The following is a 16,772-nucleotide window of genomic DNA, read 5'->3' as shown; positions in this document are numbered from 1 at the left end:
CATGGACACCGTGTAATTGGGCGCCAGGCCGACCACCAGCCCGGACGCGCACATCAGCGCCGTCAACAGCAGCAACAGGCGCTTGCGATCCATCGAGCCGGCGAGCCTGGTGATCGTCAGGCTGGTCAGCACCGCGAACGCGCCAGAGATGGCAATGCCGTAGCCGGCCAGGCCTTCACTGATGTGCAAGTCCGTAGCCATTGGAGTGAGCAGACTGACCGGCATGAACTCGGAGGCGATCAGGGCGAAGACGCACAGGGTCATCGCGAACACACCGCTCCAGTACGCCGGTTGCTCGCCGGCAGTGGACGCTTCCATGGGCTGGGCTGTCGGGGTATCGATTACTTGGGCCGTCATGCGAAAACCTGTCTTGAAGAAGAAATCATCGAGGCCTTCTGCCCCGCTACTCAGGCTGCAAAGCTTGACGGATCGGGCTTAACTTGATTAGTAGCGGTAATCTTCATGTGCTTTTGAGAAAAATTCAGCAATGAGCAACGCCAAAGTCAACGACCTGCAGGCCTTTCTGGCGGTGGCGCAGGAGCAAAACTTCACCAAGGCTGCCGCCCGCCTCGGCGTCACGCCGTCTGCGCTGAGTCATACGGTGCGCGCGCTGGAGCAGCGTCTGGGTATCCGCTTGCTCGCTCGTACGACGCGCAATGTCTCGCCGACCGAGGCTGGCGAACGCTTGATGCATTCGATTGCGCCGCTGTTCGAGCAGATCAGCGCCGAGCTCGAAGCCCTTGGCGAATTGCGCGACAAGCCCAGCGGCACGATCCGCGTTTCCTGCACAGACGATCAGATCGAATTGTGCATTCGGCCGATGCTTGCAAAGTTTTTGCAGGACTACCCGGACATCACCTTGGAGTTTTACGTCGATTACGGATTTACCAATGTGGTCAAGGAACGCTTCGACGCCGGCATTCGTCTCGGTGAATCGATCAGCAAAGACATGATCGCCGTGCGCATCGGCCCGGACTGGCGTCTGGCCGTGGTCGCCTCGCCCGATTACTTCGCCCGCCACCCGGCCCCCGCCACGCCCCATCAGTTGACGGAACACACCTGCATCAACATCCGCCACCAACCGGCCGGCGCGATATACGCCTGGGAGTTTGCGCACACGGGCCAGGATTTCAGCGTGAAGGTCGATGGGCAGTTGGTGTTCAACAGCATCATGCATGTGCTCAACGCCGCCGTGGACGGCATCGGCGTGGCCTACGTGCCCGAGCAATTGGTCGCGCCGTATCTGGCCGATGGGCGACTGGTGGAAGTGCTGGAAGAGTGGTGCCCGACGTTTCAGGGCTATCACCTGTATTACCCGAACCGGCGCCAGAGCTCGGCAGCGTTTGCAGCGTTTGTCGAAGCGCTGAAATACAACCGCTGACAAACGCAACTCTTCAATCCAACTCAAATCCCTGTGGGAGCGGGCTTGCCCGCGAAGGCGTCGGCACATTCAACATCATCATCGCCTGACCCAGCGCTATCGCGAGCAGGCTCGCTCCCACAATGGTCCGGTGCAAAGCCACAATCTTCAGCCCAACCCAAATCCCTGTGGGAGCGAGCCTGCTCGCGAAGGCGCCAGATCAGATACATCCACATTGAATGACCCAGCGCTATCGCGAGCAAGCTCGCTCCCACAATGGTCCGGTGCAAGGCCACAATCTTCAGCCCAACCCAAATCCCTGTGGGAGCGAGCCTGCTCGCGAAGGCGCCGGCACATTCAACATCATCATCGCCTGACCCAGCGCTTTCGCGAGCAGGCTCGCTCCCACAATGGTCCGGGGCAAGGCCACAGTCTTCAGCGCAACCCAAATCCCTGTGGGAGCGAGCCTGCTCGCGAAGGCGCCAGATCAGACACATCTACATTGAATGACACACCGCTTTCGCGAGCAGGCTCGCTCCCACAGGTCCAGCGGCATCGCGAATAGCCTGGCACCACGCAATCTGAATTTTCCCGCCAATCTGCCCCCTAAATTCTGAGCGGTCGATACACGTCCGCCGATACAAGGAGGGTCAGTACGCATGTCGGATAACCAAACGCCTTTGCCGCGCAACACACAGCAATCCACCCAAACACTATTGAGCCGCTTGCTCATGGCACGCGGGCCCGGCGGTCAGGAGGACGAGGTCCGGGCGATCTGCCTGGAAGAACTGCGGCGCCATTGCGACGAGGTCTGGACCGATCGGGCCGGCAACGTCATCGGCCTGCTCAAGGGTCGCGAGCCCGATCCGGACGGCGAGCACGCTGTGCGCATCATGGGCCACATGGACGAGATCGCCATGCTGGTCAAACGCGTCGAGCCGGACGGTACGTTGCGGGTAGTTGCCCTCGGCGGTGCGAACCCGGTGAATTTCGGTGTCTGTCCGGTGGATATTCTCGGCGACGCGCAAACCCTGCCCGGCGTGCTCTCGTTCGGTTCGATGCACGCCACCACAGGCTCGCCGCAGGGCAAGGATGTGATGAGCGGCGCGGTGGAATGGAAAGACGTGCACATCATCACCCGCCATGATCAGCAGACCCTGCAAGGCATGGGCGTGCGTCCGGGTACGCGGGTTGTGCTCAGCCAGCACTGGCGCACGCCGTTCCGGGTAGGTGATGCCACCGCCGCGCATTTTCTCGATGACCGCGCGCCTGTGGTCGCCATGCTCCAGGCCGCCGAGCAACTCAAGCGCAGCCGGACCGAATTGGCGCACGACACCTACTTCGTCTTCACCACACTTGAGGAAGAAAGCAACGCCGGCGCAATGTACGCCGCTGCACACCTGCCCGGCGACACCACAATCGCCGTGGAAGTCGGTCCGGTGATGAGCGAATACGCAACGCGATTGAGCGTCGACCCGATCATCGATACCGGCGACCAGAAAGGCTATTACTCGCGCGGCGTGGTCATGGCGTTGGCCGACGCAGCCAAGCGTTGCGGCTTCGATCCACAGTTCGCCCTGCTGGTGGATTTCGCTTCCGATGCCAGCGCGGTGATGAGTTCAGGCATCAGCGCCCAAGCCGGATGCATCGCGATCCCGACCGAGAATACCCATGGTTTCGAACTCGTGGTCGACGGCGCGATTGAAGCGTGTGCGCAGACGCTAGTGGAATATTTGAAAGGCCTGCAGAACGACGTAGCAGCTTAACCCGCAGTACAAAACAGGGAGGCCCAAAGCGGCCTCCCTTATCTTTCACCGTCAGGAAGTCCCCAGACCTTGCGACAAATCGGAAGACGAAGGCCGCGCCGGTTCCGGCTTGGTCTCCACTTCGGTTTGCTCGGTGGTCCGGGTCACCGTGTCGCGCACGGCTTCGTACCCTTCTTGAGCTTTCTGCTTGGCTTTATCGACCATGCCCGCGCTGGTGCGGCCCATGTAGCGCTGTTCAGTAGACGTAGTCGGCAACGCCGCGCCGAGCAATGCACCGAGTGCGACCCCGGCGGCAGCCACCATCAGCGGTTGCTCCTTGAGCATGTGGCTGAATTGCTGGCCAAGCACTTGCGAATTACGCGACAGTCGATCACTGGCGTCGTGCATCGCATGGCTTAGATTTTCCTTCGCTGCACCGACGTTTTCCCCCAAGTGGCTGGCCTTGCCTTTCAGCGCCTCATAACCACCCTTCAGCGAGTCAGTAGTCGAGTGCAAATGCCCGCGGGCGCTGTCGATGCCGTCGGCCAAACCGTCGGCCCACTCGCCGGCCTTGTCCTGATCCGGCCCGCTGCGATAGGTCGGTTGCTGCACTGGCGGGCGATTCTGGCTCATCATCAACCAGAGCAGGCCCACCGAAGTCAGCACCGCCGGCATCGGGTTATTGCGCACGCTGGTGCCGAGATTGGTGAAGAACGTCGAGCCGTTGCTCTGCATCATTCCCCAAGCCTGATCGATCATCTGCCCGGGAGTGAACTTGCTTTCCAATTGATCGACGATGTTGCCGATGCTCGCGCGTTGCGCATCGATTTCGCGCTCGATCTGCTCCGGGCTTTTTTCCGCTTCGATATCCAGTTCGCTTTTCATGAGACTTTCCTCCGCAGCGCTTCCTGATCCTTGTTCAAGGCGTCGAGGGTGCGATCAGGTTTGAAGTGAGATGGCTCGAATTGCTTCTTCCCGGATTGCAGCATGGCGAGGCCGATGATCATCACCACCACGCCGACGATCAGCGCGGCCAGCCATGGCGCCATGAACATGCTCAGGCCGTACACCGCCGACATCAGCAGAATGATGAAGCCGGCGAGGAACACGATCGCACCACCGGCCACCGCACCGATGCCCGCCTTCAGCGTGCTGAGGCTGTTCTGCAGTTCGGCTTTGGCCAATGCCAGTTCCTTGGTGAACAACGCTGGCACCTCGCGCGACAGTTGCCGCAACAGACCGACCACCGAAGCGTCATCCGTTTGGCCGAGGGGCCTTGCCCCGCTCAGATCAGATTCATCTCTGTTCATCACAGTTCTCCTTTGGCGTCGGGTGCGTGCGGTACGGAAGCCGCGGCAAAATCAGCGGGGTGATCGCTGTCACTGGGCGAGGTCGGGGTGATGCCGGTGGCCAGTCCCGGATTGGCGTGGGCCGATGACGGCACTGACGATTCATAGGGTCGCTGCGCACCGTAATCGGCTGGCGGTGGCGTCGATGTCGTGCCCGCCGCCGGATCATGTTCGGCGCTGACCGTCGCTGCTGCGGCCGTGCCGGCTTTGAGAAACCGCGACAGGCCGAAACCGATAGCAATGCTGCCGGCGATGAACAGGCCCGGATTGCTGCGCGCCAGATCCGCCGCATCGTGCAGCAATTGCTCGGCACTCTTGCCGCGCAAGTTGCCCGCCAGCCCGGTCATGGAGTCCGCCATATCCGTCAGGTAGTCGGACATGCCCAGCGTGTCCTTGTCCTGCAACTCAGAGACGAAGCTCTTTGCCCCTTGGGCCAATGCTTCTATCTGTTCGGCCGCGGTGTCGCGGTACTGTCCGAATTGCGCGTCGGCCTGTTGCCGCGCGCCGCCAATTGCTTCGTTGACGTCGTCCTTCAAATGTTCAAAAGCCTGTCCAGGCTTGCTGTTCGGATCACCTGATTCAAAGCCTGCCCTGCTGTCTTGAGTATTCATGTGGCCCCTCGCGTTCTGACTTGAAAACGGAAAAACGGGACTACACGGCAACATTGCCTCGAGCCCCCACATAGAAGATGACGGAGCAGCTTGCGCGAGAGTTCAAAGAGGTTGATGAGCGTGCGGCATCAGGTCTGGATCAGCGACGAAAGGTTGCGCTTGGCACGATTGCGTTGAGCTTCTGCGCCTGGCTGCGGTAAAGAAAAGGCACAAGCTTTTATCTGCAACACGACGCTAAACCCCGCAACACCGCCGATAGATGGCAGAATCCCCACACCCTGATCACTTCGGAGATAGCAATGCTTCGCCTGTTTGAAGAAAGGCTCGACCCCTTCCCGCCCGACGAGGCGCCGCCACCGCCAGTCGGCCTGATGCGCTTCTTGTGGGCCTGCACCCGGGGCGCGCGCGGCTACATTCTGGCCTTCGCCCTGCTCAGCGCCAGCGTGTCGATCTACGAGGCGTGGCTGTTTTCTTTCCTTGGGCAAGTGGTGGATCTGCTCTCGACCTGGCAATCCGGCGGCGCCGCCGGTGATGAGGAAAGCCGCGTGTTGTGGGGCATCGGCATCGTGCTGGTAGTCAGCATTGGTCTGGTGGCGCTGCGCACGATGGTCCAGCATCAGATCCTCGCGATCAATCTGCCGCTGCGCCTGCGCTGGGACTTTCACCGGTTGATGCTGCGGCAAAGTCTGTCGTTCTTCTCCGACGAGTTCTCCGGCCGGGTGACGACCAAGGTCATGCAGACTGCGTTGTCGGTGCGCGAGGTGCTGTTCACCCTGATCGAAATTCTCCCCGGCATCGGCGTGTACTTCATTGCGATCATAGCGCTGGCCGGTGGCTTTGCGCTGAAGCTGATGCTGCCGTTTCTGGCGTGGATCGTTTTGTTCGGGCTGGCGATGGTGTATTTCGTGCCGCGTCTGGGCAAAGTCGGCCAGGAACAGGCCGATGCGCGCTCGTCGATGACCGGGCGGATTGCCGATGCCTACACCAACATCACCACGGTCAAACTGTTCTCGCACTCCAAGCGTGAAGCGCACTTTGCCCGTGCGGCAATGGAAGATTTCAAGCTCACCGGATTCCGCCAGATGCGGCTGGTCAGTCAGTTCGAAATCGTCAATCAGGCGCTGGTGGTGGCGTTGATTCTCGGTGCCGGCGGTTACGCGCTGTGGCTGTGGCATCAGGGCGAAGTCGGCACTGGCGCCGTCGCGGCGATCACCGCCATGGCGCTGCGCATCAATGGCATGTCGCACTGGATCATGTGGCAGATGACTTCGCTGTTCGAAAACATCGGCACCGTCCAGGACGGGATGGCCACCCTGACCAGCGGTCCGAAAGTCCAGGACGCACCGGATGCCAAAGTGCTTGAGCCTGCCGGCGGCGAAGTGGTTTTCGACAATGTCAGCTTCAACTACAACGGCGAACGCCAGGTGCTCGACGGCTTGACCCTGCATATTCGCCCCGGCGAAAAAATCGGCCTGGTCGGCCGCTCCGGTGCTGGCAAGTCGACGCTGATCAACCTGCTGCTGCGCTTCTATGACGTTGATCGCGGCGAGATCCGCATCGATGGGCAGAACATCGCCGAGGTCACCCAGGACAGCCTGCGCAGCGTGATCGGCATGGTCACCCAGGACACCTCGCTGTTGCACCGTTCGATCCGCGACAACATCGCCTACGGTCGCCCGGACGCCACCGACGAAGACATCCATCGCGCGGCGGTGAACGCTCAGGCCGATGGTTTTATCAGCCAGTTGAGCGACAAGCAGGGCCACAGCGGCTACGACACGCTGGTCGGCGAACGCGGTATCAAGCTCTCCGGCGGGCAGCGCCAACGCATCGCCATCGCCCGGGTGATGCTGAAGAACGCACCGATCTTGCTGCTCGACGAAGCCACCAGCGCACTGGATTCCGAAGTTGAAGTCGCGATTCAGGAAAGCCTCGATGAAATGATGCAGGGCAAAACCGTGATCGCCATCGCCCACCGCTTGTCGACCATTGCGGCCATGGACCGGCTGATCGTCATGGACGAAGGCCGCATCATCGAACAAGGCACCCACGCGCAACTGCTGGAGAAAAACGGCACCTATGCGCGGCTGTGGCAGCACCAGAGCGGCGGGTTCCTGGGTGAGGATCGCGGTTTGGTTGAGGTGATGGAGGAGTGATCAGGCTGGAGGGCCGGGGCCGGCCCTCCATCGATTGGCCTATATGGTGACGGGGCTTTCGGCATCAATCGGAAGCTTTACGCGAAACACGGTTCCGCCCTTCAGGTCAGAGCTGACTTCGATCGAGCCGGCATGCGAGGCGACGATTTCCGAGGCGATAAACAGGCCCAGCCCGAGGCCAGCGACGGGTCCGTGATCAACTACGGAGCGCTGCGAGAAGCGCCCCATCGGGTTGAAGATGAACGGCAACACGTCTTCCGGAATCGGTTCCCCGCCGTTGTGCACTGTGAACACCGCGAAATCCTCCTGAGCTTCCAGTGCAACCGAAACCGGAAACTGATTATCGCCGTGGGTCACCGCATTGCTGATGATGTTGGAAAACACCTGTTCCATCCTGGCGCCATCGAACGCTCCCATCACCGCTTCCTTTGCATCGAACCGCACGTTGGCCTGTGGATGAAAGGCGCGGATTTCCTCGATAACCCGCTCGCACACAGGGCTGAGATCGATCAGGGATTTTTTCACCGGAATCCCCGGCCCCATCTGGCAGCGCGTCAGATCCAGCAGGTCGCCCACGATCTGGCTGGCGCGCTGCACGCTGGCGTAGATCTGCCTGGCGACTTTGCCGGTGCGCGGGTCGGTGGCTTCGGTACGACGCAACATATCCGCACCGAGCAGAATCGCCCCCAGCGGCGTGCGCAAGTCATGGCCGAGAATCCCCAGAAACACGTTGCGCGAAGCCTCGACGGCGCGTGAATAGCTGGCAATCGACTCGGCCAGCGCCTGGTCGATGGCTTCGTGAAAACGCGTCATGTCGTCGACATTCACCGATTTGCCATCCTTGACCTGACGCAGCCACTGGCTCAGCACACTGGTGCGCAGCGCGCGATATTCCGACACCATCTGATCGATGGTAAAACCGGCCATCAGCCGCGTCACCGCGTGGGTTTCCGCAGCTGTTTCTTCATCGTCGCGCGGCGCCTGGCCCTGGGCTTTGGCGATTTGTTCGCTCATGGTCTGCTTGGTCCGCAGATCGATGACGATGGCGCGCAACATCTGCTCGGCATGATCGCGCAGCGCGACGTTATCGAGCTCCACCCCCGGCGTCTCGATGGTGCGGGCGAAATCTTCCCAGGCCTGCAGGATCGGCTCTAGGTTTTCGAGAATGAAATCTGGCAGGCGCATGGCTGTAGTCCGCAGGGGAAATCCATCAACGCCAGCAACTGAGCCGGCGCAGATTTCGGAAAGGGCAATTCAGGAGTACAGAAAGTACGGCTGAGGGATGCAGCCTACCACCAAAGCGCTGGGCTAACGTTGGAGGAAAATCGGTGTGCTGAAGAGGTTGCGGTCGGCATGAGATGATCGCTGCGCCCGCAACGAACGTTTCTGAAGCGACTACGGACTCCTTGCGATGAGAGAAGTCCGTTTGAAGAGGTTATCCGTTGAGAGTCTTCACTCCAGGCATCGCTTGGGCGTCAGTCGAGTTTGCTCGGTGTTCGGCACCTCAGCACTGACATCTGCCTGTTTACGGCTGCTGAATTCAATCGGATAAGGCCCGGTCTGCGCCAGAGCTGCCTGCACACGGCTGACAAAGGCCGCGTCGTCCAGGGTGTAGAAAACCCACACCTGACGCTTTCCGCCGGTGACCGTGCACCCCCACTTCGCGAACCCATCCGCCGTTACGGCCGCCTTTATCAGGCGGTCCACCTGCATCATCCGCGCGGATTCCTTTGAACTCGGCAGGAAGCGATCCGACACGTATTTCCAGCTGATGCGAGCCTTGTAAGGAAACGCCCGGGTATCCTTGAGATTGAGGTCGGAAGGCATGCGAAAACTCGCTGGCATCGGGTCGTCAGGAAAATCTGACGGTTGGAAATCGCTGTCGCCTGGCACGGCTACTTGCCGTTGCGGATTGTCCGCAGGATCATCACTGAGCAGTATTCTGAGCGCTTCAGCTTGGCGCTCTTTCCGCTCGCTCATGCATTTGGCGTAGGCCGTTGTATGTGCTGGACCGGCATCCAGACAAGGATCGCGCTCCACCGGTTTTGGAGAATGGGAGCGCGTGCAGCCGGTCGTGATCAGGCTTGCCAGCAGCAATAAAACAACGGCTGGCCAGATTTCAGGGCGCAGGGAAGCGTGGAGAGTGACTTTCAAGTGGCCTTCCTTGGATGAGCAGCAGTACGAGACATATGGAAATCGGCGCATCTTGCCTGCCACCCCTGCCCAATGAACAGGCCGAAGCGCAATTAATGTGGCAATTCATCACAAGCAGGCTCGACCAGCTACAGCCACGTGTGACGAACAGCCACATGCTCGCTCAGATGCCTACGCTGGCACCGTTGTCCGGTACGCCAAAATCGCCACCCGGAAAAGCACCACCCTCAATGTGATTGACCCTCGGCTCAGCCGAAAAATAATCCTCCAGCCCCAGCATGAACCGCTGGTGATCTTCGCTTTCTTCAAACCCCGGCGAGTGATCCTCAAGCGATTGCCAGCGCACGATCAGATTGAACTGCTCGGGGGTTTCAATACCTTGCGCCAGCAAGTGGCCGCCGTATCCCTTGGCGCGGGTGAGCAACGGTTCGACTTCGGCAAATGCGCGTCGGAAGGCTTCAGTCTGATGCGGGTGAACGGGCAGCACAGCGATCTCGTAAACCATGATGTTTCTCCAGAATCAGTGAGCGGATTCAGACGATGAGTGAAGGCTCGACGGCGATAGCGATTTTTCCCAGCAGACCGTTGTTGGCGCTCTCCAGTCGAGCGTGGGCGAGCGGGATGTCGGCGAGGGAATAGACCGCGCCAACGTGGGGCCGCAACTGGCCGCGCTCGACCAACGCGCTCAATTCATCGAGCTTGCCGCGATTCTGCCGGGTGAAGACGAAGTGGTAGCTGGCGTTCTTGCCCCAGGCCTGAACGAGGTTTTGTGGCTGCGCGATATCGACGATCGAGACGACGCGGCCAAGCTGGGCAAGCGCGTCGGCACTGCGAGACAGGGTATCGCCGCCGATGGTGTCGAACACCACATCAACGCCATGCCCGGCGGTTTCGCGCATGATCGCTTCGACGTAATCCTCTTGGGTGTAATCGATCACCACGTCGGCACCCAGGCTGCGGACGAAATCGGCGTTGGCCTCGCGCACGGTCGTAAAGACCCTGGCGCCCATGGCTTTGGCCACCTGAATCGCCACATGGCCGACCCCGCCGGCGCCGCCGTGGATCAGAATGCTTTCGCCAACGCGGAGCACGGCGCGCACGGTCAGCGCTTCCCAAACCGTACCGCCGACCAGACTCAGACTGGCCGCCTCAAGGTGGCTCAGTGACGCAGGCTTTCTGGCGATGATGCTTTCGGCAGCCACGTGGTACTCGGCATAACTGCCCTGCCCGTCGAATATCTGCGGGGTGTACCAGACCTCGTCGCCCGGCGCGAAAGCGCTGACGCCCGGCCCGATGGCTTCAACCACGCCCGACACGTCGTGACCGGTAATGGCCGGCAGCGGCACCAGGTCGGGATAGTCACCGCGGCGAACCTGGTAATCCAGTGGATTGATGGAAGTGGCGTGCACTCGGACCAGCACTTGGCCGGCTTGCGGAACCGGTTTGGGCACGTCGCTGAGTTCGAACGAATCAGGACCGCCGAAGGATTTCAAAATCATCGCTTTCATGGCAAAACCTCGTATCGATAAAGAGGGATATCGAGAATTCTAGATATCCTGTAGTAAAAAAATTTACAGCTCTTTCCCTATGATCTCTGCAAGCGCGCTGATCGCAGCCTCATTGCGTTTGTAGTAGGTCCATTGACCGATGCGCCGCACTTCCACCAGCCCCACCCGCTGCAACGTGGCCAGGTAACTCGACACCGTCGACTGCGACAAGCCGATACCTTCCTGGATGCTGCTCACGCAGACACCCTCGACGAGAACGTCACCCTCATCCTGCGGGGGGAAGTTCTTGACGGGATCCTTCAGGCCTTCAAGGATCTTGAGGCGCGTCGGGTTCGAGAGGGCTTTGAAGATTTCGATCAGTTCCATGCGCCGAGGATATCGAGATTTTTCGATATGTCAATGCGCGATATTAATCTGATAGGCAGTCGGCGACAGGCGGCAACGGGATCCCCTTTGCCACCCTGCCGTGCGGCTCAGCCTTGGGGCGCATCCAGCAACACCCACAACCGCACGATTTTCCCCGCTTTGATTTCTGCCACGTCGACGCCACTGACGACTACCGGCCCAGCGCTCGGGCCCGCATGCCAGCGCAGGTAACCCAAGCCATGATGCCCAACCGCCCGCCCCTCCGGAACAAAAGCGAAGTCCGCCCCAAACTGATCCAGCAACGCACCGGCCACCTCTGAAATCGCCGCCCGCCCGGTGACGATGCCAGTCGGTTCGTACATCGTCGGTGTGTCTGCAAAAAGCTCCTGCACCGCTGCAATGCGCTTCTGTGCATCGCGCTCGTTGAACACGCGCTGCAGGTTGGCCCGCAGCAAGGCATCGTAGTTTTCCACCTCATTGATATTTCGCGAATCTGAGCCAGACATTTTGAATCCTCGATTGGTATGTGAAGCCCGGCTGCCCGGGCTCAGCGGTCAACCATGTTTGACCAGGTTCAAGGCTGGCAGCGGTCCGCCCGGGAACTGCGCAAGCATTCCCTGCTGCACACCGCCCAGGTCGATGCCGTAAAAACCGATTTGAGTAATCAGCTCTGCAACTTTGGTTTTGCTCGCGGCATCTTCACCGGAATAAAACAGCACACGCTTGCCGCCCTCGGCGGAGGGATCGCTCAGCAGAGCCGCGAGCAAATGGTTGAAGGCCTTGACCACGTGCGAACCGGGCAGCATCTGCGCCACCACTTGCGAAGACGGCTGGCCGCCCAGATCGAACGGCTTGAACAGTGGTGCTTCGATCGGGTTGTTGGCATCGATCACGATGCGCCCATCCCAAGGCCCGAGATCGCGTACCGCGTCGGGGATCTTCGACCAGTTCACCGCCAGAAAAACAATGTCCGCCTGACTGGCTTGCTGAGCGGTCACCGCTTGTGCGAGTGGACCCAATTCGTCGACCAAACCGGCAAGGCTCTGCGGCCCACGGCTGTTGGCCAGACTGACCGGCAGGCCTGCGTTGACGAGCAACCGAGCGATGGCGGTGCCGATGGAGCCTGTACCAATGATGCTGATAGTCATGTCTGTTTCCTCATGTAGGTGATGAGGCTATGAGACGCCTTTTGATCTTCCAGCAGTAGTGGAAGCCCACTAGAATCACTTTCAATCATTCATTGAAGGTTCGCAGATGGAAACCTTAGGCAATTTGCTCTCATTCGTGCGCAGCGCCGAGGCGGGAAGCTTCTCTGCGGCGGCGCGGCGCCTGGGCCTGACACCCGCGGCGGTCAGTCGCAATGTCGCGCAACTGGAAGCCAACCTCGGCGTACGCTTGTTTCAGCGCAGCACACGCAAACTCACGCTGACCGAAGCGGGAGAACGCTTTCTGGCCAACGTCGGTTCGGGACTGGAGAGTGTTCAAGCGGCGATTGCCGACGTGGCCGGCAATGCCGGAGAGCCTGCCGGCACCCTGCGTCTAAGTGCGGCACCGGGCTTCGCCAGGGATTTTCTGCTGCCGCTGATGCCCGAGTTTCTCAAGCAATACCCCGCCGTGACCCCTGAATGGCACGTCGACAATCGCCAGGTCGATCTCATCGCGGACGGGTTTGATGCAGCCATCGGCGGCGGCATCGAACTCGCGCAAGGGGTGGTGGCAAGGGCCATTGCCCCGGCGCATCTGATTCTGGTGGCATCGAAGGAATACCTCTCGGGACACCAGCGCATCCGGCACATCGAAGAGCTGGCGACGCTGGATCATCTGGCCATGCGCTCGGTACAGACCGGCAAGGTGCGCAGCTGGATGTTGCAAGGGCCCGACGGGCAACGAGCGCCCCTGGAGTTGGCGCCGCGCCTGTTGGTCAACGACCCGCAAGCGCTGTGTCAGTGCGCGCGCTTGGGATTAGGGGTTGCGCTGTTGGCGGTTCCGGACGTGCTGCCGTATCTGCAGGACGGCACGCTGGAGAGGGTTCTGCCGGGCTGGCATGTCGATGCGGGGCAGATTTATTTGTACTTTTCCAGCCAGAAACTGCTGCCGGCCAAAACCCGGGCATTTGTGGATTTTCTGGTCGGCCAAGCTCGACTGGATGAGTGGGCAAATCGACTCGATGCTCGGACTTAAAAAGCAAGTCATACGACCTCTGAAACTCAACCAGCATCACGCCTAAGCGGTTACTCAAGCCTTCCGAGCTTGCCGCGCCTGCTTGATTACGGTACAAATCGGGAAGTTGTACGACAACATAATAAAAACCTGAGCCACCCCGGGTGGCTATCATTTTTGAGATCTGCCATGTCCCGTCCTGAGTTTGCGCCAACCGTCCCCCCGCCCTTCCCCCGTTATCTCGCCGTGATCATTCTGTTGTGCATGGGTTGTGCCTTCGCCGGCAACCACGTCGCGGCACGGGTGGCTTTTGATGACGGCGCGGGTGTGCTGCTGGCAATTCTGATGCGCTCGGGCGGGACCTTGCTGGTGCTTGCCGTTCTCGTTCTGTGGCAGCGGCAAAGTCTGCGTCTGCCGACGGGCGCGTGGCGTTGGCAACTGTTGTTGGGCCTGCTGATTACTGCGCAGAGCCTGTGTCTGTACTCCGCTGTCGCGCGGGTCCCGGTCGCTTTGGCGCTGCTGGTGGCCAACGTGTTTCCGATCCTGCTGGCCTTGCTGACCTGGGCGCTGGGCGGCCCACGACCAAGCGCGCGCACCGCGATGTTGATGGGCTTGATTCTCGTGGGATTGGTGTTCGTACTGGACGTCCCCGGACGTCTGTCAGACAGCGCGAGCGTCGGCCCGGAATGGCTACTGGGCGTCGCACTCGCCTTCTGCGCCGCCAGCGTATTCGCCTGCGCGCTGTGGATCACCGATAACAAGCTGTCCCAAGTGCGCGGCTCGGTGCGCAGCCTGCTGACCATCTTCATCGTCTTCAGCAGCGTCAACCTGGCCGGCCTGACCGGCGCCCTCCCCGGCGGACTCAACCTCCCCGCCACTTCAACCGGCTGGCTGGCCCTTGCCACGCTTGTCGTGCTCTATGGGACCGGCTTCATTGTGTTGTTCATTTCCGTGCCCCGACTGGACATGCCACGCAACGCCCCGGTGATGAATATCGAACCACTGGCGACGTTGTTGATGGGCTGGATTGTGCTGGATCAAATGCTCAGCAGAGGGCAGATCGTCGGTGGAGTGATTGTGGTGAGCGGGATTGTTTTGCTGACGTATCGCAAAGCGCCGGTGAAGGTTGGGGTGAAGGCTGAGGTTTGAGGGGGTGTCGTGGCGGGACTCATGGTTGGCGGGTCCTGCTTATCGCTCCCGGCTCGGTACCGGATCAGCAGAATTGCAGGCTCTCAAGGTCTACCTGGGCATAGCTTCCTATTTCACCCTTGTAGAGATAAATCGCAGTTACCTCCAGCTCCGTTCGTAAGAATTCCGCCAGCGTTCTGAGTCTGGTGCTTGTGGTCATGGCAGGGCGTACATAGATTGCCAGCGTACGAAAATTCGCTTGGGCAGATCTGCGCCAATAACCGGTTTCCCCGTACCTCCCAACCTACCCAACCGCGCGCGGATTCTTTGTCGTCATTTGGTTCAGCGCCGCTGGCGTTCCCTCCCCCGGCTCGCAGAAACGTTCGACCTTGTTCGTAGCGGTAGTTTTTCGGCGGGTTTGGAACGTAACCACTCAATCCTTGATTCCTTGTTCTGATCCTTGAAGAACGGCCCGAAGGGTGACAGTCGAGGCCGGGTGGTGCAAGCCGTGGCGGTGTGCCAGCCATGGCGCGCCCGGGGATTGCGACGAGGTTTTGCGCTCGTCGCATTGCGGTCATTTGGCTATTTCGACTTTATCCAAAGCCTGATTTACCGCGATTTCGCCGAGCATGACGACCTGGGCGATTCCCAGCAGGGTTTTGCGGCGCGGGTTGTCGAGCAGCGCGGCGAAGTCGTAGAGCATGGTGGTGGCCGAGCCGAGGGATTCGCTGGCGTTGGCCAGCAGGGACTCGGTGTCGTATTTCGGGTTGGCGAGGAACATCTGTTCCGGAGTGTTGGTGCTGGCCAGGATTTCGGCGGGGCCGAGGTAGTGATCGAGGGCGCGTTCGGCGGCTTCGTGAAGCTTTTTCGAGGCGCTGGATTCGTAGGGCGATGCGGGGTCGGTGGTTGGGGGATTGGGTGTGACTTTGAACATGGTGAAACTCCTAGTTAGAAAAGGAGCCTTCACATTCGCTACCAAACGAAGGTGGCGGCCATACGCGGGTTGGTAGACCGGTAACTAGGAACCGGCACACCCGAAGGTGTCCTGCGCATGGCCACCATTGAGCAGCGACCTGAAGCAGGTCTGCGAACGGTGCGCGATGCGACTAGTTATGGCGGGCTACCAAACCCGATCACTGTTTTTCAGCGACCGACAGACGATAGAACCCGCGACCTAGACGCACAAGCCGGCGGATTCTGGCGTAGTCGTAGGGAATGGCGCAAGGCGTTGTAGCCGTTTGCTTGAGGCTGGAGTTACTGTTTAAACGGGCTGAGGGTTTTCTGTTTATGTGGCTGTGAATGGGCTGGCGTCATCGCGAGCAGGCTCGCTCCTACAAGAGGATTGTGCTGAGGTTACCGGCGATCCTTGCCTGTCATGATCTTGAAATTTCCCGTCTGACCTGAAGAGCAATTACAGCGAAACCCTTACCAGTGCCGCGCTGGGAAACTGCATGGTTCTGAATTGAAGTTACATCTTCCCATCGCTCTTCAGTTTCCACGCACTGGTGATCACTGTCGGTGTCAATTTCAAAAGCTATGAACCGTTCTGCTTGGTTCAGGATCAAACCATACAGCCGTGGCATGCCGGGGAAATCGACTTCCAGTTCAAGTACCACGGTGCCCGCCCAGTCGATTTCCTGGCTTTCGCCATAACCAACCAAGGCGACGGGAAGACCGGCGTTACGCCAGAATTTTGCGGTCGTCATCAGCCGATGGGCCGTCACGGCATTCTGTTCCTGCACATTCAACTGTCGCTTCTTGAGCAGGCGGTTGATCTCCATTTTGCTCCTCAGTCGTGTGCCGCTAGTTGTCCTTGGTACTTCAAAGCCTCCATCAAAAACCCAGCGCTCGACGAAACACAGGATGGCAATCGCCATACGGTAACTCATCGAGCGAGGCCCAGAAAAACTCGAAGACATGCCCGTGATCATCCAGTGTCTGGTGAGACCATCGCTCTGGCAGTGGCTCACGCACCTCGCAATGTTGAAACGACCAGACTTGTCCGTGGTGGCAAGACACCCAGCTGCCTAAATCTTCACAGATTGTCGCATTGTGGATACCGGACTCTTCCGCCAGTTCTCGCAAAGCGGCCTCGGCAGGTGATTCGCCGCGCTCAATGGTTCCTTTTACTAACTGCACCCCAGCCTGTGGATGTCGAAACAACAGGATTCGCGGGCGCTGTGCGAAACAAAGCACAACAGGACAGGCCTTGTCGGGATGCATAAGATTTCCTTA

Annotated in this window: 18 protein-coding genes and 1 pseudogene; 5 read left to right on the top strand and 14 right to left on the bottom strand. The window is 59.9% G+C overall.

Going from position 1 to position 16,772, the window contains the following annotated elements; translation table 11 throughout:
• A pseudogene (locus OC605_RS18505) lies at positions 1 to 357 on the bottom strand (MFS transporter); the annotation flags it as partial.
• Between the two features lie 130 nt (positions 358 to 487).
• On the opposite strand from OC605_RS18505, the gene OC605_RS18500 reads away from it, so the two are divergent.
• The gene (locus tag OC605_RS18500) at positions 488 to 1,381 is read left to right on the top strand and encodes a LysR family transcriptional regulator (RefSeq protein ID WP_262138669.1); all 894 of its coding nucleotides are present in this window, start codon (positions 488 to 490) and stop codon (positions 1,379 to 1,381) included.
• A 638-nt stretch (positions 1,382 to 2,019) separates the two neighbouring features.
• A complete protein-coding gene (locus OC605_RS18495) occupies positions 2,020 to 3,126 on the top strand; it encodes a M20/M25/M40 family metallo-hydrolase (RefSeq protein WP_262138667.1) in 1,107 nt (368 codons plus the stop codon).
• Between the two features lie 51 nt (positions 3,127 to 3,177).
• Here OC605_RS18495 and OC605_RS18490 read toward each other — a convergent pair whose 3' ends face one another.
• Genes OC605_RS18490 through OC605_RS18480 form a run of 3 tightly spaced genes read right to left on the bottom strand, consistent with a single transcriptional unit; the run spans position 3,178 to position 5,065 of the window.
• On the bottom strand, positions 3,178 to 3,990 hold the full coding sequence (locus tag OC605_RS18490; RefSeq protein ID WP_262138665.1) for a DUF3618 domain-containing protein: 813 nt from the start codon (positions 3,988 to 3,990) through the stop codon (positions 3,178 to 3,180).
• Positions 3,987 to 4,415, bottom strand: a complete 429-nt coding sequence (locus OC605_RS18485) for a phage holin family protein (protein ID WP_262138664.1) — start codon at positions 4,413 to 4,415, stop codon at positions 3,987 to 3,989. The genes OC605_RS18490 and OC605_RS18485 overlap by 4 nt, the downstream gene beginning before the upstream one ends.
• Positions 4,415 to 5,065 (bottom strand): hypothetical protein, encoded by a 651-nt coding sequence (locus tag OC605_RS18480; RefSeq protein ID WP_123442758.1) that lies wholly within the window; start codon positions 5,063 to 5,065, stop codon positions 4,415 to 4,417. Before OC605_RS18480 ends, OC605_RS18485 begins: the two co-directional genes overlap by 1 nt.
• Before the next feature lie 299 nt (positions 5,066 to 5,364).
• On the opposite strand from OC605_RS18480, the gene OC605_RS18475 reads away from it, so the two are divergent.
• The gene (locus tag OC605_RS18475) at positions 5,365 to 7,221 is read left to right on the top strand and encodes an ABC transporter ATP-binding protein (protein ID WP_056784851.1); all 1,857 of its coding nucleotides are present in this window, start codon (positions 5,365 to 5,367) and stop codon (positions 7,219 to 7,221) included.
• A gap of 39 nt (positions 7,222 to 7,260) precedes the next feature.
• Here OC605_RS18475 and OC605_RS18470 read toward each other — a convergent pair whose 3' ends face one another.
• From OC605_RS18470 to OC605_RS18440, 7 genes are all read right to left on the bottom strand, one after another.
• Complete coding sequence (locus OC605_RS18470) at positions 7,261 to 8,406, bottom strand: sensor histidine kinase (protein WP_262138660.1); 1,146 nt, start codon at positions 8,404 to 8,406, stop codon at positions 7,261 to 7,263.
• Between the two features lie 267 nt (positions 8,407 to 8,673).
• On the bottom strand, positions 8,674 to 9,375 hold the full coding sequence (locus OC605_RS18465; RefSeq protein WP_262138659.1) for a DUF695 domain-containing protein: 702 nt from the start codon (positions 9,373 to 9,375) through the stop codon (positions 8,674 to 8,676).
• A gap of 163 nt (positions 9,376 to 9,538) precedes the next feature.
• The gene (locus OC605_RS18460) at positions 9,539 to 9,880 is read right to left on the bottom strand and encodes an antibiotic biosynthesis monooxygenase family protein (protein WP_262138657.1); all 342 of its coding nucleotides are present in this window, start codon (positions 9,878 to 9,880) and stop codon (positions 9,539 to 9,541) included.
• A 28-nt stretch (positions 9,881 to 9,908) separates the two neighbouring features.
• The gene (locus OC605_RS18455; RefSeq protein ID WP_041480565.1) at positions 9,909 to 10,883 is read right to left on the bottom strand and encodes a zinc-dependent alcohol dehydrogenase family protein; all 975 of its coding nucleotides are present in this window, start codon (positions 10,881 to 10,883) and stop codon (positions 9,909 to 9,911) included.
• 63 nt (positions 10,884 to 10,946) lie between these two features.
• Positions 10,947 to 11,249, bottom strand: coding sequence for an ArsR/SmtB family transcription factor (locus OC605_RS18450; protein WP_024012559.1), 303 nt, complete (start codon positions 11,247 to 11,249; stop codon positions 10,947 to 10,949).
• Between the two features lie 107 nt (positions 11,250 to 11,356).
• Entirely contained in the window at positions 11,357 to 11,755 is a 399-nt protein-coding gene (locus OC605_RS18445; protein WP_262138654.1) for a nuclear transport factor 2 family protein, read from the bottom strand.
• A 48-nt stretch (positions 11,756 to 11,803) separates the two neighbouring features.
• Complete coding sequence (locus OC605_RS18440) at positions 11,804 to 12,397, bottom strand: NADPH-dependent F420 reductase (RefSeq protein WP_262138652.1); 594 nt, start codon at positions 12,395 to 12,397, stop codon at positions 11,804 to 11,806.
• Between the two features lie 106 nt (positions 12,398 to 12,503).
• On the opposite strand from OC605_RS18440, the gene OC605_RS18435 reads away from it, so the two are divergent.
• Both OC605_RS18435 and OC605_RS18430 read left to right on the top strand, forming a co-directional pair.
• The gene (locus tag OC605_RS18435) at positions 12,504 to 13,430 is read left to right on the top strand and encodes a LysR family transcriptional regulator (protein ID WP_262138650.1); all 927 of its coding nucleotides are present in this window, start codon (positions 12,504 to 12,506) and stop codon (positions 13,428 to 13,430) included.
• Positions 13,431 to 13,598: 168 nt separating this feature from the next.
• Complete coding sequence (locus OC605_RS18430) at positions 13,599 to 14,558, top strand: EamA family transporter (protein WP_262138649.1); 960 nt, start codon at positions 13,599 to 13,601, stop codon at positions 14,556 to 14,558.
• A 553-nt stretch (positions 14,559 to 15,111) separates the two neighbouring features.
• On the opposite strand, the gene OC605_RS18425 is transcribed toward OC605_RS18430, so the two are convergent.
• The 3 genes from OC605_RS18425 to OC605_RS18415 all read right to left on the bottom strand — a co-directional run bounded on the left by OC605_RS18425 (position 15,112) and on the right by OC605_RS18415 (position 16,760).
• A complete protein-coding gene (locus tag OC605_RS18425) occupies positions 15,112 to 15,471 on the bottom strand; it encodes a DUF6124 family protein (RefSeq protein WP_186569274.1) in 360 nt (119 codons plus the stop codon).
• A gap of 439 nt (positions 15,472 to 15,910) precedes the next feature.
• A complete protein-coding gene (locus OC605_RS18420; protein ID WP_262138648.1) occupies positions 15,911 to 16,414 on the bottom strand; it encodes a hypothetical protein in 504 nt (167 codons plus the stop codon).
• On the bottom strand, positions 16,371 to 16,760 hold the full coding sequence (locus OC605_RS18415) for an NUDIX hydrolase (protein WP_262138647.1): 390 nt from the start codon (positions 16,758 to 16,760) through the stop codon (positions 16,371 to 16,373). The genes OC605_RS18420 and OC605_RS18415 overlap by 44 nt, the downstream gene beginning before the upstream one ends.
• Positions 16,761 to 16,772 lie beyond the last annotated feature (12 nt).

It is taken from the genome of Pseudomonas sp. Marseille-Q5117 (genome assembly GCF_946901175.1).
GTDB classification, from domain to species: domain Bacteria; phylum Pseudomonadota; class Gammaproteobacteria; order Pseudomonadales; family Pseudomonadaceae; genus Aquipseudomonas; species Aquipseudomonas iranensis.
The sequence above is the reverse complement of the archived record's forward strand: the minus strand, read 5'-3'. Positions and strand labels throughout refer to the sequence as shown.